Annotated in this window: 15 protein-coding genes; 8 read left to right on the forward strand and 7 right to left on the reverse strand. The window is 68.7% G+C overall.

The window, feature by feature from the left end; genetic code table 11:
• Window positions 1-62: 62 nt before the first annotated feature.
• The 3 genes from ACORQU_RS02150 to ACORQU_RS02160 all read left to right on the forward strand — a co-directional run bounded on the left by ACORQU_RS02150 (window position 63) and on the right by ACORQU_RS02160 (window position 2,332).
• A complete protein-coding gene (locus ACORQU_RS02150) occupies window positions 63-686 on the forward strand; it encodes an OmpW/AlkL family protein (protein WP_491643091.1) in 624 nt (207 codons plus the stop codon).
• A 66-nt stretch (window positions 687-752) separates the two neighbouring features.
• A complete protein-coding gene (locus ACORQU_RS02155) occupies window positions 753-1,439 on the forward strand; it encodes an OmpW/AlkL family protein (protein ID WP_491644921.1) in 687 nt (228 codons plus the stop codon).
• Window positions 1,440-1,513: 74 nt separating this feature from the next.
• Window positions 1,514-2,332 carry a S1/P1 nuclease gene (locus ACORQU_RS02160; protein WP_491643092.1) on the forward strand — a complete coding sequence of 273 codons (819 nt, stop codon included), beginning with the start codon at window positions 1,514-1,516 and terminating at the stop codon, window positions 2,330-2,332.
• A gap of 34 nt (window positions 2,333-2,366) precedes the next feature.
• Here the strand turns inward: ACORQU_RS02160 and trxC are convergent, their stop codons facing one another.
• Window positions 2,367-2,813: a thioredoxin TrxC gene (gene trxC, locus ACORQU_RS02165; RefSeq protein ID WP_491643094.1), complete on the reverse strand. Its 447-nt coding sequence runs from the start codon at window positions 2,811-2,813 to the stop codon at window positions 2,367-2,369.
• Entirely contained in the window at window positions 2,810-3,286 is a 477-nt protein-coding gene (locus ACORQU_RS02170; protein ID WP_491643096.1) for an OsmC family protein, read from the reverse strand. Before ACORQU_RS02170 ends, trxC begins: the two co-directional genes overlap by 4 nt.
• 101 nt (window positions 3,287-3,387) lie before the next feature.
• On the opposite strand from ACORQU_RS02170, the gene ACORQU_RS02175 reads away from it, so the two are divergent.
• The 4 genes from ACORQU_RS02175 to modC all read left to right on the forward strand — a co-directional run bounded on the left by ACORQU_RS02175 (window position 3,388) and on the right by modC (window position 5,945).
• A complete protein-coding gene (locus ACORQU_RS02175) occupies window positions 3,388-3,747 on the forward strand; it encodes a winged helix-turn-helix domain-containing protein (protein WP_271644997.1) in 360 nt (119 codons plus the stop codon).
• A 63-nt stretch (window positions 3,748-3,810) separates the two neighbouring features.
• On the forward strand, window positions 3,811-4,620 hold the full coding sequence (gene modA / locus ACORQU_RS02180) for a molybdate ABC transporter substrate-binding protein (protein WP_491643098.1): 810 nt from the start codon (window positions 3,811-3,813) through the stop codon (window positions 4,618-4,620).
• A 9-nt stretch (window positions 4,621-4,629) separates the two neighbouring features.
• A complete protein-coding gene (modB, locus tag ACORQU_RS02185; protein ID WP_491643100.1) occupies window positions 4,630-5,331 on the forward strand; it encodes a molybdate ABC transporter permease subunit in 702 nt (233 codons plus the stop codon).
• A gap of 2 nt (window positions 5,332-5,333) precedes the next feature.
• On the forward strand, window positions 5,334-5,945 hold the full coding sequence (modC, locus tag ACORQU_RS02190) for a molybdenum ABC transporter ATP-binding protein (protein WP_491644923.1): 612 nt from the start codon (window positions 5,334-5,336) through the stop codon (window positions 5,943-5,945).
• 96 nt (window positions 5,946-6,041) lie between these two features.
• Here modC and ACORQU_RS02195 read toward each other — a convergent pair whose 3' ends face one another.
• On the reverse strand, window positions 6,042-7,721 hold the full coding sequence (locus tag ACORQU_RS02195; protein ID WP_491644925.1) for an ABC1 kinase family protein: 1,680 nt from the start codon (window positions 7,719-7,721) through the stop codon (window positions 6,042-6,044).
• A 157-nt stretch (window positions 7,722-7,878) separates the two neighbouring features.
• On the opposite strand from ACORQU_RS02195, the gene ACORQU_RS02200 reads away from it, so the two are divergent.
• Window positions 7,879-8,406, forward strand: coding sequence for a flavin reductase family protein (locus ACORQU_RS02200; RefSeq protein WP_491643101.1), 528 nt, complete (start codon window positions 7,879-7,881; stop codon window positions 8,404-8,406).
• Window positions 8,407-8,509: 103 nt separating this feature from the next.
• On the opposite strand, the gene ACORQU_RS02205 is transcribed toward ACORQU_RS02200, so the two are convergent.
• The 4 genes from ACORQU_RS02205 to fhuE form a co-directional block, all read right to left on the reverse strand.
• A complete protein-coding gene (locus ACORQU_RS02205; RefSeq protein ID WP_491644927.1) occupies window positions 8,510-9,100 on the reverse strand; it encodes a hypothetical protein in 591 nt (196 codons plus the stop codon).
• Window positions 9,100-10,986 (reverse strand): TonB family protein, encoded by a 1,887-nt coding sequence (locus ACORQU_RS02210; RefSeq protein WP_491643103.1) that lies wholly within the window; start codon window positions 10,984-10,986, stop codon window positions 9,100-9,102. Before ACORQU_RS02210 ends, ACORQU_RS02205 begins: the two co-directional genes overlap by 1 nt.
• Window positions 10,877-11,245: a BlaI/MecI/CopY family transcriptional regulator gene (locus ACORQU_RS02215; protein ID WP_491643105.1), complete on the reverse strand. Its 369-nt coding sequence runs from the start codon at window positions 11,243-11,245 to the stop codon at window positions 10,877-10,879. Before ACORQU_RS02215 ends, ACORQU_RS02210 begins: the two co-directional genes overlap by 110 nt.
• Before the next feature lie 143 nt (window positions 11,246-11,388).
• Window positions 11,389-13,563, reverse strand: a complete 2,175-nt coding sequence (fhuE, locus tag ACORQU_RS02220) for a ferric-rhodotorulic acid/ferric-coprogen receptor FhuE (RefSeq protein ID WP_491643107.1) — start codon at window positions 13,561-13,563, stop codon at window positions 11,389-11,391.
• Window positions 13,564-13,584 lie beyond the last annotated feature (21 nt).

Below are 13,584 nucleotides of genomic sequence, written 5' to 3' on the forward strand. Positions count from 1 at the left end.
ATCAAGGCGCACCCGGGGACCTGCGCGGACACTGCGCGCACTTCTCCAACAGGACCCTTGCAATGCGCACCCTCACCCTCCCCCTGCTCGCCGCCCTCGCCCTGGGCGGTACGGCTTTCAACAGCGATGCCCAACAGCGCGGCGACTGGGCGCTGGGCGTCGGCGTCCACCAGGTCAATCCGAAGTCGGACAACGGCAGCCTCGCCGGCGGCACCCTGCCGCTGGAGATCGGCAGCGACACCAAGCCCACCGTCAGCCTGGAGTACTTCGTGGCCGACAACCTGGGGCTGGAAGTGCTGGCCGCCTGGCCGTTCGAACACGACATCAACATCGCCGGGCTCGGCCGCGTGGGCAGCACCAAGCACCTCCCGCCGACCGTCTCGCTGCAATACCACTTCAACAGCGCGGGCAAGGTGTCGCCGTTCATCGGTGCGGGCCTGAACTACACGACGTTCTTCAGCGAGAAGACCACCGGCGCCCTGGCCGGCACCGACCTGAAGCTCGATGATTCGTGGGGACTGGCCGCCCATGTCGGCGTGGACTTCGCCCTGAGCCCGAGCAGCGCCCTGCGCGTGGATGCGCGCTGGATGGACATCGATACCAAGGTCCATGTCGATGGCGCCAGCCTGGGCACCGCGCATATCGACCCACTGGTCTACGGCGTGGCCTGGGTGAAGCACTTCTGAGCCCCTGGTCCGCGCGCGATCGCGCGGGCTCCGGCACACTCGCGGCATCAGGGATTGCGGGTGTCGGTGGACCGCCAGGAAGGCGGGGACGGATCACGAGGCGGGACGCACTTCCGTGACACGTCTTCACCACCGGGGAGTTTCCCAATCCGTCGCGGCCTGGCCGCTCTCGTTCTGACCTGCTGCACCGTCCCGGCCGCCTTCGCCCAGGCGGCCGGCCACAGCACCGCCAGTCTCGGGCTGGAAGGGGTGTGGTCCAGCGGTGGAGATGCCCATGTGCTCGGGGGTTCGCTCGAGGTCGGCAACACGGCCGCCGTCACCCCAACCTGGGAATACTTCGTCCGCGAGAATCTGGGCCTGGAGCTGGCCCTGCCACTGGGCGGGCGCCGCGACCTCGAATGGGAAGGGGAACAGGTCGGCAGCTTCATCGCCGTGCCACCGACGTTCACGGTGCAGTACCACTTCAACGGCAGTGGGGATGTGTCGCCCTTCGTTGGCCTGGGGCTGAACTACACGACGTTCCTTGACGAGCAGAACGAGGGCGCGCTGTCTGGCACCGACCTGTCGCTGCGCGATTCCTATGGCCTGACCGCCCACGCCGGCATCGACTTCGCGTTGGGCAGCCGCGGTGCGGTCCGGGTGGACGTGCGCTGGATCGACATGGGCCCGGACCTGGAGCTGCTCGGTCACAAGGCCGGTCGCGCGCAGGTCGATCCGCTGTTCTTCGGGGTGTCCTACCTCTGGTATTTCTGAGCGCAGCGCCGGGCCGCAGCACGAGGGGCCGGGCGTATCATCGCTGGCCGTTTCCGTTGCTGGACCGCCTGTTCGTGAATCGTTTCCTCGCTCGGCCCTTGGCCGCGCTGCTCGCGCTGGCCACCGCCTGCGCGCCCCTGCAAGCCCTGGCCTGGGGCCACACCGGCCATCGTCTGGTGGCCGAACTGGCCGATGCCGACCTCACCCCCGCCGCCCGCCGGCAGATCGATGCCCTGCTCGCCCAGGAGCCCGGCGCTACCCTGGGCGGTATTGCCAGCTGGGCCGACGACCTGCGCGAACAGGATCCAGACCTGGGCAAGCGCACCGCCGCCTGGCATTACGTCAACCTGGGTGAGGATCACTGCCACTACGATCCGCCGCGTGATTGCCGTGGCGGCAACTGCGCCGTGGAGGCGCTCAACCGCCAGACCGCCATCCTGGCCGACCGCGGCCAGCCGGCCGCCGCGCGCCTGCAGGCGCTGAAGTTCGTCGTGCACTTCACCGGCGACCTGCACCAGCCGCTGCACGCTGGCTACGCGGCGGACAAGGGCGGCAACACGGTGCAGGTCAACGTCGACGGTCGCGGCACCAACCTGCACGCCCTATGGGACAGCGGCCTGTTCCGCCACACCGGGCTGCACGATGGCGCGCTGCTGGCCCAGATCCAAGCACTGCCCGCGCCCGCCCCGACCCAGGGCACAATCCTGCCGCCGCACGGCGCCCAGTGGGCCGAAGCCTCCTGCCGGATCGCGGTCTCGCCCGGGCTGTATCCGGCCGGTTCGAAGATCGACCAGGCCTACTTCGACCGCTGGACGCCGGTGGCCGAACGCCAGATCCGCATCGCCGGCACCCACCTGGCCGAGCTTCTCAACGCCGCGCTTGGCGGCAGCTGAGCGCAGGACGCACAGGGCCTGGCGCGGCCCCGCGTCAGATCCCGGCCGTCGCCCGCGCCCAGCGCACGATGTCGGCACCCTGCATGGCGCCGGACTGGCGCGCCAGCTCGCGCCCGTGCAGGAACAGCGCCATGGTCGGGATGCTGCGGATGCCGAAGCGCGCACCCAGCGTGCGATTGGCCTCGGTATCGACCTTGGCCAGGCGCAGGCGCGGCTCCAGCTGCGCGGCGGCGGCCTCGAAGTGCGGCGCCATCATCTTGCACGGCCCGCACCAGTCGGCCCAGAAATCCACCAGCAGAGGCAGGTCGCTGTCGCGCGCGTGGGTGTCGAAATGCGCGGCATCCAGCGCGACCGGACGCCCGGTGAACAGCGCCTGGTGGCAACGTCCGCAGGTGGGGGCCTGCGCCAGCCGCGCGGCGGGAACGCGGTTGCGTGCGTGGCAGTGGGGGCAGGCGACCAGCAGTGCCTGCGCCGCGTTCATGCCCCGGCCTCCCCCGCCTGCGCCTGGCCGTGCAAGACATGGCCGGCGGCATCGCGCACGGTGACCTCCACGTCCATGCCGTCACGCACGCTCTGGGTGACCGTGCAGAAGTCCTCGAAGGTGTCCAGCACCCGCTCCAGGTGCTGGTAGTCCGCATTGAGGCCCGGCAGCTCCAGGACGACCTGCGCCTGCGGAATCCGCACGCGCCCCTGTGCGTTGCGCACCGGCACGGCGGTGATGGTGGCGCGCAGCGGCCCGGGCGTGTTGTGGAACTTGCGCAAGGCGAACACCAGGCTGGCCGACAGGCAGTTGGCGATGGCCGCCAGCAGCAGGCGCGCGGGATTGGGCCCTTCACCGCGTCCGAGCGGCGGGGATTCGTCGGTGTGCAGCTCCGCCTCTAGCCCTTCAAAACGCACATGGAAGGCGTAGTCGCCGGTCTGTTCCAGCACCACGGTGATCGGGTCGGATGCCATGCTGGCCTCGCCGTCGGATGGGATCCACAGCCTAGCAGCGCGGCAGGGCGGCGGCGGCGCCTCGGCTATGCTGCCGCGGGCCTTGCCGCCGGATCTGCACCATGCCTGCCTCCGTCTCCCCGCTGCCCCTGAAATTACGCCTGATGCTCACCCCAGCGACCGCGCTCGGGCCGGGCAAGGCCGAGCTGCTGGAAGGTGTGCGCGACACCGGCTCGATCTCGGCCGCCGGGCGGCGCATGGGCATGAGCTACAAGCGCGCCTGGGATCTGGTGGACGCCATGAACCAGGTCTTCCGCGAGCCGGTCGTGCAAGCGAACAAGGGCGGCACGGGTGGCGGCGGCGCCGTGCTCACCCCGTTCGGGCTGCAGGTGTTGGCCGCCTACCGGCGCATCGAGCAGCGCTGCGCCGAAGCCGCGGCCGCCGAGTTGGCCTGGTTGGCGGCCCAACGCCAGCCGGACTGAAGCCGCCGCCTCGCGCCGCGCTCACAGCTTCGGTATATCCTGACGGATATAACGGGAGATCGAATGAAGCGCCTGCCTCGCCTATTGCCGTTCATGCCGGCCCACCTCGCCTCGCGCCTGCTGCGCGCCGGCCTGCTGCTCCTGGCGGCCCTCACCGCCGCGCAGGCTGTCGCCGCGCAGCCGATCACCGTTTTTGCGGCGGCCAGCCTCAGGGAATCGATGGACGAGGCCGCCGCGCTGTATCAGCGCACTACCGGCACCCCGGTCACTGTGTCCTATGCGGCCAGTTCCACCCTGGCCCGGCAGATCGCCCAAGGCGCGCCGGCCGATGTGTTCATCTCCGCCGACCTGGCGTGGATGGATGATCTGCAGCAACGCGACCTGATCGACACCGCCAGCCGTCGCAACCTGCTGGGCAACGACCTGGTGCTGGTCGCGCCCAAGGCCAGCCAGGCGCAGGTCAGCCTCGGCCAGCCCGGCGCCCTGTCCGCCGCCCTGGGCGATGGCCGCCTGGCCGTCGGCAAGACCGACAGCGTGCCGGCAGGCAAGTACGCCAAGGCCGCGCTGCAGTCGCTGGGCCAGTGGGAGCGCGTGCAGGACAAGCTTGCAGAGTCGGACAGCGTGCGCTCGGCGCTGCTGCTGGTTTCGCGCGGCGAGGCGCCGCTGGGCATCGTCTACGGCTCGGATGCGGCCGCCGACCCCGGCGTGCGCGTGGTGGCCACCTTTCCGGCCGGCAGCCACCCGGCCATCGTCTATCCCGTCGCCGCGCTCAAAGCCGGCACCGCGCCGGGGCGCATGGCCTTCGTGACCTGGCTCGGAAGCGCGCCCGCGCGGGCCATCTTCGAGAAACACGGCTTCTCGCTGCTCAAGTAACCTCGCGCGATGCTGGCGTTTTCCCCGGACGAACTGACGGCCATCGGCCTGAGCCTGAAAGTGGCGCTGGTGGCGTCGGTCGCCAGCTTGCCGCCGGCCGTGGCCGTGGCCTGGCTGCTGGCGCGCCGGCGCTTCCCGGGGCGCACACTGCTCGATGCGCTGGTGCACCTGCCGCTGGTGCTTCCGCCGGTGGTCACCGGCTATGCGCTGCTGGTGGTGATGGGGACGCAGGGCGTGGTCGGCGCCTGGCTGCTGGAACACTTCGGCTTCCGTTTCGCGTTCCGCTGGACCGGCGCGGCGCTGGCCTGCGCGGTGATGGGCTTCCCGCTGATGGTGCGCGCGGTGCGCCTGTCCATCGAACACGTCGACCGCCGCCTGGAACATGCCGCCGCCACGCTGGGCGCCGGACCGTGGCGCGTGTTCTTCACTGTGACCCTGCCGCTGGCGTGGCCGGGCATCCTGGCCGGCGTGGTGCTGGCGTTCGCCAAGGCGCTGGGCGAGTTCGGCGCGACCATCACCTTCGTCTCCAACATCCCCGGGCAGACCCAGACGATCTCCTCGGCCATCTACAACCTGCTGCAGGTGCCCGGGGCCGAGGCTGGCATCTGGCGCCTGGCCGGCGTGTCGCTGGCGCTCTCGCTGGCCGCGCTGATGCTCAGCGAATGGCTGGCCAGGCGCCAACGCGGCACGGACGCCGAGGAGGTGCTGTGAGCCTGCATGTGGACCTGCAACTGCGCCGCGGCGCCTTCGCGCGGCAGGTGCGCATCGACAGCGATGCCCGCGTGCTGGCGCTCACCGGCCCTTCCGGCGTGGGCAAGACCAGCGTGCTCAACGCCATTGCCGGCCTGCTGCGGCCGCAGGCCGGTCGGATCGAGGTGGATGGCCGCGTGCTGTTCGACAGCGCCACCCGCATCAACCTGCCCGTACACCGGCGGCGCATCGGCTACGTGTTCCAGGATGCGCGCCTGTTCCCGCACCTGGACGTGCGCGGCAACCTGGGCTACGGCCGCCATGGCGCGAAGGGCGGCAAGGGTTTTGGCTTCGACGCCGTGGTGGACCTGCTGGGCATCTCACCGCTGTTGGCGCGGCGCCCACGCAACCTGTCCGGGGGCGAAGCCCAGCGCGTGGCCATCGGCCGCGCCCTGCTCTCCCAGCCGGCCATGCTGCTGCTGGACGAGCCGCTCTCCGCGCTGGACCCAGCGCGGCGCGGCGAGTTGATCCCCTACCTGCGCCGCGTGCGCGAACAGACCGGGCTGCCGATGCTCTACGTCAGCCATCAGGCCGATGAGGTGCAGCAGCTGGCCGACGCGGTGCACGTGCTGTAATGCGCTGGATCCGCTTGTAGCGCCGAGCTTGCTCGGCGCTACGGGAATCGGCGAGTCCATACACAGTGGCGGACCCGCAAGCGCGCGCCGGCGGCGTCAGCGGCGTCCACTGCGCCAGATCGACAGCAGGATGCCCACGCCGCACACGGCCGCGCCGATGAAGCCGGCCAGGCCCAGCCCGGTGCGCCACGCGCTGGGCACGCCGCCGGCACTGTTCATCACGATGGCCGAGCCAACGATCAGCGCCGCGGTGACGATGCCCATCGTCAGCCGGTTCACCGCGTGGTTCAGCTGCGCACCGACGCTGCGCAGGCTGGTGATCTCCAGCTTCATGCGCCCGCGCCCGGCCGCGCGCACCAGCCGCCGCACATCGCGCGGCAGCTCGCCCAGCAGGTCCAGCGATTCGCCCAGCATCCGACCTCCACGCCGGGCCAGGTGCCGCGGCGCGTAGCGCGCCAGCATCGCCCGCTCCAGGAACGGCCGCGCCTGGCTGGCCATGTCGAAGTCCGGGTCCAGTTGCCGGCCCAGCCCTTCCAAGGTCAGCAAGGCCTTGATCATCAGCGCCAGATCCGGCGGCAGCACCAGCGCATGCACGCGCAGCAAGGTGGAGAGCTCCGTCAGCATCCGGCCGATGCGCAGGTCCTTGAGCGGCACGCCGTGAAACTGGTCGGTGAAGGTGGTGATATCGGCCAGCAGCACAGCCTCGTCCGCCTCGCCCTGGCCCTCATCACCGGCCCAGTCGAGCAGGATATCGGCCACCGCCTCGGGCTGCTGGGTGACCAGGCCGTGCAGCAGCCGCGCGATCTGCACGCGCCGCGTCTGGGACACGCGCCCGACCATGCCGAAATCGATCAGCGCGATGCGGCCATCGGGCAGGTAGAACAGGTTGCCCGGGTGAGGGTCGGCATGGAACAGCCCGTCCTCCAGCACCATCTTCATCACGATCTGCGCGCCGGTGCGCGCCAGTGCCTTGCGGTCCAGGCCCGCGGCATCCAGCGCGGCCATGTCGCCGCCCGGCAGTCCCTGGACGAAGTCCTGCACGTTGAGCCGGGCACTGGTCCACGTCCAGTACACGCGCGGCACCACCATGCCCGGGAACTGCGCGAAGTTGGCCGCGATCTGCTCGGCATTGCGGCACTCGGCGGCAAAATCCAGCTCCGCGCGCAGCGAGGCGGTGAACTGCTTGACCACCTCGTCCGGCCGGAAGCGGCGCAGGTCCGGCAGCCGGGCCTGGGCGATGTCGGCCAGCCGCGCGAGCAGGCGCAGGTCGGCCTCGACCACTTCGACGATGCCGGGACGGCGGATCTTGAGGATCACCGGGGTGCCATCGGCCAACCACGCACGATGGGTCTGCGCCAGCGATGCGCCCGCCAGCGCGGCGGTGTCGATGCGATCGAAGACCGCCTCGGGTTCGGCGCCCAGGTCCTCGCGCACCTGCGCACGCACCTGCTCGAAGTCCAGCGCCGGCACCGCGCTCTGCAGGGCGCCCAGTTCGACGATCCAGTCCGCCGCCAGCAGGTCCACGCGCGTGGCCAGCACCTGGCCCAGCTTGATGAAGGTTGGCCCCAGTTCTTCCAGCGCGCGACGCAGGCGCTGGGCCGGCTGCAGATGCAGGAACTCGCCGGCGCGCTCGGCATGTACCAGGCGCCCGGCACGCTCCAGCACATTGGCCAGGCCGATCCTGCGCACCACGTCGCCGAAGCCGTAACGCACCAGCACCGAGGCGATTTCCTGCAGCCGGCCCAGGTCGCGCAGCGTGCCCAGGGTTTCCCACATGCCGATCTCTCCGTTGACGCGATGCGCGTGCGTGGCGTTCAAGCCTACCGCGCCGATACGGCTGCAAGACACCCGTCACGGCGTACCACGCACACTGGTGCACCTCTAAAGCCAGCGCCCGAAGCCCGATGCAGCCCATCGCCAAACAGGATTTTCCGTGCACCAGGTGCGCCGTTTCCTCGAGCCCGGCCCGGTGGTACTGGTCAGCAGCGCGCACGATGGTCAACGCGACATCATGACGATGGGCTGGCACATGGTCATGGAATTCGCGCCCTCGCTGCTGGCCTGCGTGATCTCCCGCGCGAACCACAGCTTCGGATTGATCCGTGCCGGCCGACAGTGCGTGATCAACCTGCCGACCGAGCCGCTGCTGGACGCCGTGGTGCGGATCGGCAATTGCAGTGGGGGCGAGGTCGACAAATTCGCGGCCTTCGGCCTGACCGCGCAGCGGGCCAGTTGCGTGGACGCGCCGCTGATCGCGCAATGCCATGCCAGCTTCGAATGTCGCCTGCACGACGACGCGCTGGTGGACCGTTACAACCTGTTCGTCTGGGAAGTGATCAAGGCGCATGTTGCGCCGACACCCAAGCTGCCGCGCACGCTGCACTACCGGGGTGACGGGCAGTTCATGGTGTCGGGCAGCGAGCGCTCGCGGCGCGGGCTGTTCAAGCCGGAGATGCTGTAGCGACAGCGATACCTATGAGACCCGATGCATCGGCGATCGGGCCACCTCGGTGAAGCCACATCGCCGATAAATCGGCTCCCACCAAGCCAACAGCTATAGCGCGCTACTGCCCGCCCATACCACCGCGCTCCACGTGCACGCGGCCCTGTTCCACCTCGAAGGTGAAGGCGTACAGCAGCGTCACCGGGACAGGCTCCACCGACTGCGCCCCGTCGCAGCGCTGCGGATCGGCCGGCGGTTGGTGGGCGGAGAAGTAGCAGACCGCGGCCGGCACGAACCGCCACTGCCGCACCTTGGCCAACATCGCCTGCACCAGGTCCGCGTTATCCGGCTGCGCACCGGCGGCGCAGTCGGCGCGGTCGTCCAGCAGTTCGGCGCGCTGCACCCCGCCTTGGGCATCCAGGACCACGCGCGCGCAGACCGTGGTCGGCGCCAGGGTCTGGCGTGGCGAATCGGATGGGAGCTCCGGATTGCCTGCCTCGGTCGGCTCGGGCATGCGGAACACTTCGCTCGGCGCCAGCGTGTAGCGCTCGATCTTGGCCGCCCCTTCCTGTCCGCCTTCGGGCATCAGCATGCGCTGGTCGACATTGGTGTTGCGGGTGGTGGCGGTGTCTTCCTGGACCATGGGCGGCCGGGTGGCGCAGCCGGCCATGAGCAGGGCGGCCATCACTCCGCCAATGCGTGCCCGCGCCATCAGCATGCCGCCCCCATGACCGCGCGTTCCCACTTGCCCGGCGGACGGCTGGCAGCAAGGCGGACATGCGCTGTGCTGCCAGCCGCAGGGACGTCAGCAAGAATCTTCATGCCGAACAAGCCCTCGGATACCTGAAGCTGCCTGGTTCGGGAAGGCGTGTCCTGCTCGACCACGCGCTTGTCGCCAGATGCTGACGGGGCTCCATCGGTAGGCTCATCGATACTGAATTCAATGGGCACCCGGACGCGGTGCGCCACGGCCCGGCCCGCTTCTAGCTTTGGCCTGAAACGCCACTTCTGCGCGGCCTCCACCGCAGCCGCATCGAGCTGCGCATTGTGTGCGGAATGCTCCACCACGACGCGTGCCACTTGCCCATCTGGCGCGATGTCCACCAGCATCACGACCGTCCCGGTGATGCCTGCATTGGCGGCCTCTTTGGGATAACGCGGCGGCGCGTGCTGGGTGTGATCGAACGGACTTGCATCGTCATCCAGACCCGTGGATGCCTGCGCGCGCTGGCTGGGACCGGCCTTCTCTGTGCTCGTCGCGTTGTGCACGTGCTGCGGCGCTGTTTGACCGACCCGCATGGTCAACACGAGCGGACCCGAAGACGCATCGGGCGAGAGCTTGACTGAAGCGTCCTCATCCAACCGGGCGACCAGCATCATCGGATCCGGGAGCGCAACGCCATCCCGCTTGAGCGCGATGTCCACGCTGACCTGACCTGCCGCGAACGGGGAGATGCTGGCCGTGCCCTCCCAACGATGTCCTGCCTTGGTGTGCAGGGCAAAGGCGAATGGCATGCCGGCATCGCTTCGCATGTCAAACGCCTGCTGCTCGCCGTCCACCGCGAGTTGCAACGTTGCGGCGTACCGCATGGGCGCGGCTTTTGTCGCCTGCGCCGCCGCCGGCTGGCCGGCCCACGCCGCATAACCACCTCCCGCGAATAGCGCCAGCAGCAACGCCGACGACACGCCGGTCTGCCACCGGCCTGGACTGGGACGCTTCAACATGGCGATCCGTTCCTTGATCGGGTGGGTGTGCCAGTGACAGCCAACCGGCAGGGCGAAGTCGTCCAGCTGCGTCTTCAGCATCGCCTGCGCATAGGCGCGCCGGGCGCCCGGATGGCGCTGCAGCACGCGCGCATCGCAGGCCAGTTCCTGGTCATGGCGGTAGCGGGCCATCACCCAGTGCAGCAGCGGGTTGAACCAGTACACGCAGCGCAGCAGCGCGGCCAGCGCATTGCACACCAGGTCGCCGCGCGCGATGTGCTGGCGTTCGTGGGCCACGACCAGCGCGCGCTCATCGGCGTCATAGCGATGCAGGAAATCCGCGGGCAGCACGATGCGTGGCCGCAGCACGCCGGTCACCGCTGGCAGGCCCGCGCTGGTTGCGGCCAGACGCAGGCCGTCCGCATGCGGGCGCAACGGCCCCAGGCGACGCATGAAGCGGCGCTGCTGCCAGAACTGCAGGCCGGCCATCGCCAGCCCGCCCATGCCCCATGCGATGGCGAGCAGCAAAGTCCAAGGCAGCGTGGATTCCTGCGATGCCTCGCCGACGGCGTGCATGACACCCACCTTCGCGGCCATCGGCACCACCAGCACGGGGCGTACCGGTGCCGGCAACGACACGGCGATCAACGCCACCGGCACCAGCGCCCACAATGCATAGGCCGCGCCCACGCCAAAGATCAGGCGCATTGGCCGGCGCAGCAATGCCACCAGCACGACCGCCGCGCTGGTCGCCAGCGTCGTCCCACACAGCCAGGTCATCAACTCACTGTTCATCGTCCAACTCCTGGACCAGTCGTTTGAGATCGGCAATGTCCTGTGCCGAGAGTTTCCCGCGCTCGGAGAAGTGCGCCACCAGCGGCGCCACGCGCCCACCGAACACCCGTTCCAGCAGACCCTCGCTCTGCTGTTGCACCCAGGCCTGCCGGCTCAGCACGGGCGCGTAGAGGTAACGGCGGCCTTCGCGCGTGGCCTGGATCGCGCCCTTGTTGAGCAGGCGGTTGAGCAAGGTCTTGATGGTCGGCTCGGCCCAGTCGGTGCGGCTGGCCAGCGCGGCGACGACCTCATCGGCACCCTGCGGGCTGCGGCCCCACAAGACCTCCATCACGACCGCCTCGGCTTCACTGATCGCCATTTCGTTTACGTCTGTAATTTTCATTCAAATTACGCGCGTAATCGATCGGCTGTCAACCCCTCTTCGTGCATCAGTGCCGCTGCCCAAAATACAGAAGCGCCGGTCATGCCGGCGCTTCTGCACGTTCGCGATGTCCGATGGGATCAGAACGAATACGTCAGGGTGACCGAGCCGTTGGCAGGTTCCCCGTAAGCGCCGTAGCCGGCGATCTGCGAGTAGTACTTCTTGTCCAGCAGGTTGTTGAGGTTGGCCTGCACCGAGAAGTGCTGGTTGAACCGGTAGCGGGCAAACGCGTTGACCAAGGCATAGGCCCCCTGCTCGAAACGGCCGTAGGTCGCATCGCTGTAAAAGATCCGGTTCTGCCAGTTCACGCCACCACCGAAGGTCAACGCGGACAGCCCACGCGGGGTGTAGCTGCTGTACGCCTTCAGCGTTGTCCGCGGCAGCTGGGTACTGATGTCGTCACCCTCGCCGTCCTTGGCCACGTAACGCGACGCGCCGAACGTGGCGTTCCAGCCTGGCGCCAGCTCGCCATTCAACTCGAATTCCACGCCGCGGCTCACCGTGCCCTGCGCGGCCACATAGATCGCCTCACCCGAAGAGGAATACTGGCCCGTGGCCTGCGCGAGGTTGTCCTGCTCGATGCGGAACACCGACATCGAGGCGTTGAGGCGGTTATCGAACCAGGCGCCCTTGACGCCGACCTCGTAGCTTTTGCCGGTCGTGGGATCCAGGTACCTGCCGTCGGCCGACTTGGTGGTCTGCGGATTGAAGATGTCGGTGTAGCTGGCGTAGGTCGACCACGTGTCGTTGAGCGTGTAGACCAGGCCCGCATAGGGGATCGTCTTCTTCTCCTCGCTGGCATACGGCGCGCCGCTTTCGGTGCCGTCCACCTTCCAGTCGGTGTAGCGCGCGCCAGCGATCAGCTTCAGCGGATCGGCCAGGCTCAGGCGAGCGGCTGCATAGACCGCCTTCTGGGTGACCGTACCGGTGCTGTACACCGAGATCGGCGACCAGTCAGGCTCGGCGTAGTCACCGGTCCAGCCCAGGTAGGTGTCCAGCGGGCCGGGGAAGTCGTAGGCCCCGGTATTGCGATATTCGCGCCGGTTGTAGGACACGCCGGCCATCAGTTCGTGCTCGCGCCCAGCCAGTTGGAACGGGCCTTCGGCGTACGCGTCCAGGCCATCGACCTTGCGCCCGGTGATGTAGTAGCCCGAATACGGCACCACCCCCGCGCCGGTGTTCTTGTCGAAACCGTAGATCGTGTAATACGGGTAGAACAACTTGTCGCTGACATCGGTCTTGTCGTGGGTTGCGTTGGCCTTGAGCTTCCAGCCGTTGTCGAAGTCGTGCTGCAGGGTGGCGAAGGCACGCTTGACGGTGGTGTCCCAGTAAGTCCAGTCGGCGGCGGGATTGAAGGCGCGCGAGTAGTCGGTGCGACTGCCGTCCGAGTACCACAGGGGGAAGCCGCCCCAGGTGACGCCGTCCGATTCCTTCTTCTGATAGTCGTAGCCCACGCTCAGCTGCGTGTTGTCGGTCAGGTCTGCATCGATGACCCCATAGAAGAGCGACTTCTTCTGGCTGTAGCGGTCCACCGCAGAGTCGGTGTCCAGGTAGCTGCCGATCACGCGCGCCCGCACGGTGCCGGTGCTGTTGAGCGGCGTGGTCACGTCGACCGTGGTGCGGCGGCGGTCCCAGCTACCGAAGGTCTGCGAGACGCTGCCGGTCAAGGTGCGGCTGTCGGCGTGCTTGCGGATCAGATTGACCGAGGCGGAAGGATTGCCGGTGCCGGTCAGCAGGCCGGTCGCGCCACGCACCACTTCCACGCGGTCGTACAACGCCAGGTCCAGTGCAGAATCGCCATAGCTCCAGTTCTGCACCATCGTGGTCGGGATGCCGTCGAACTGATAGTTGTCGATATAGAAGCCGCGTGCGTAGAACTCGAAGCGCTCGCTGTCCGTACGCGTGTTGGACACGCCGGTGGTGTTTTCCAGCACGTCGATGATGTCGTCCAGGCCCTGATCTTCGATGCGCTGGTGGCTGATGATGCTCACCGACTGCGGGATCTCGCGCGCGGTCAGGTCGAAGCGTGTGCCGGCGGTCGTCCTGCGCACGCTGTAGCCTTCCGCACGCTCGCCCTTGACCTTCAAACCGTCCAGCGTGGTCACGTCGGCGTCGGCCGGCGTATCGGTGCCTGATGCGTCCTGCGCCCAGGCCGGCGCCACCGAGGCCACGCCAAGCGCGGCGAGCAGCGCCAGCGACAGGCGGCGCGGATGCTGCAGGCAGGCAGCGGGAGGGGCGGTATGGAACTGGGTCATGAGCATTTCCAATGTGTGCGA

The organism is Pseudoxanthomonas sp. JC1303 (assembly GCF_058448525.1).

Bases quoted from the DNA above. Each gene is read 5' to 3' on its own strand.
- ACORQU_RS02150 (WP_491643091.1), top strand. From the start codon at position 63: ATGCGCACCCTCACCCTCCCCCTGCTCGCCGCCCTCGCCCTGGGCGGT.
- ACORQU_RS02175 (WP_271644997.1), top strand. From the start codon at position 3,388: ATGCCTGCCTCCGTCTCCCCGCTGCCCCTGAAATTACGCCTGATGCTC.
- ACORQU_RS02205 (WP_491644927.1), bottom strand. From the start codon at position 9,100: ATGGCGCGGGCACGCATTGGCGGAGTGATGGCCGCCCTGCTCATGGCC.
- fhuE (WP_491643107.1), bottom strand. From the start codon at position 13,563: ATGACCCAGTTCCATACCGCCCCTCCCGCTGCCTGCCTGCAGCATCCG.
- modA (WP_491643098.1), top strand. From the start codon at position 3,811: ATGAAGCGCCTGCCTCGCCTATTGCCGTTCATGCCGGCCCACCTCGCC.
- trxC (WP_491643094.1), bottom strand. From the start codon at position 2,813: ATGAACGCGGCGCAGGCACTGCTGGTCGCCTGCCCCCACTGCCACGCA.
- ACORQU_RS02170 (WP_491643096.1), bottom strand. From the start codon at position 3,286: ATGGCATCCGACCCGATCACCGTGGTGCTGGAACAGACCGGCGACTAC.
- ACORQU_RS02195 (WP_491644925.1), bottom strand. From the start codon at position 7,721: ATGTGGGAAACCCTGGGCACGCTGCGCGACCTGGGCCGGCTGCAGGAA.
- modB (WP_491643100.1), top strand. From the start codon at position 4,630: ATGCTGGCGTTTTCCCCGGACGAACTGACGGCCATCGGCCTGAGCCTG.
- ACORQU_RS02215 (WP_491643105.1), bottom strand. From the start codon at position 11,245: ATGGCGATCAGTGAAGCCGAGGCGGTCGTGATGGAGGTCTTGTGGGGC.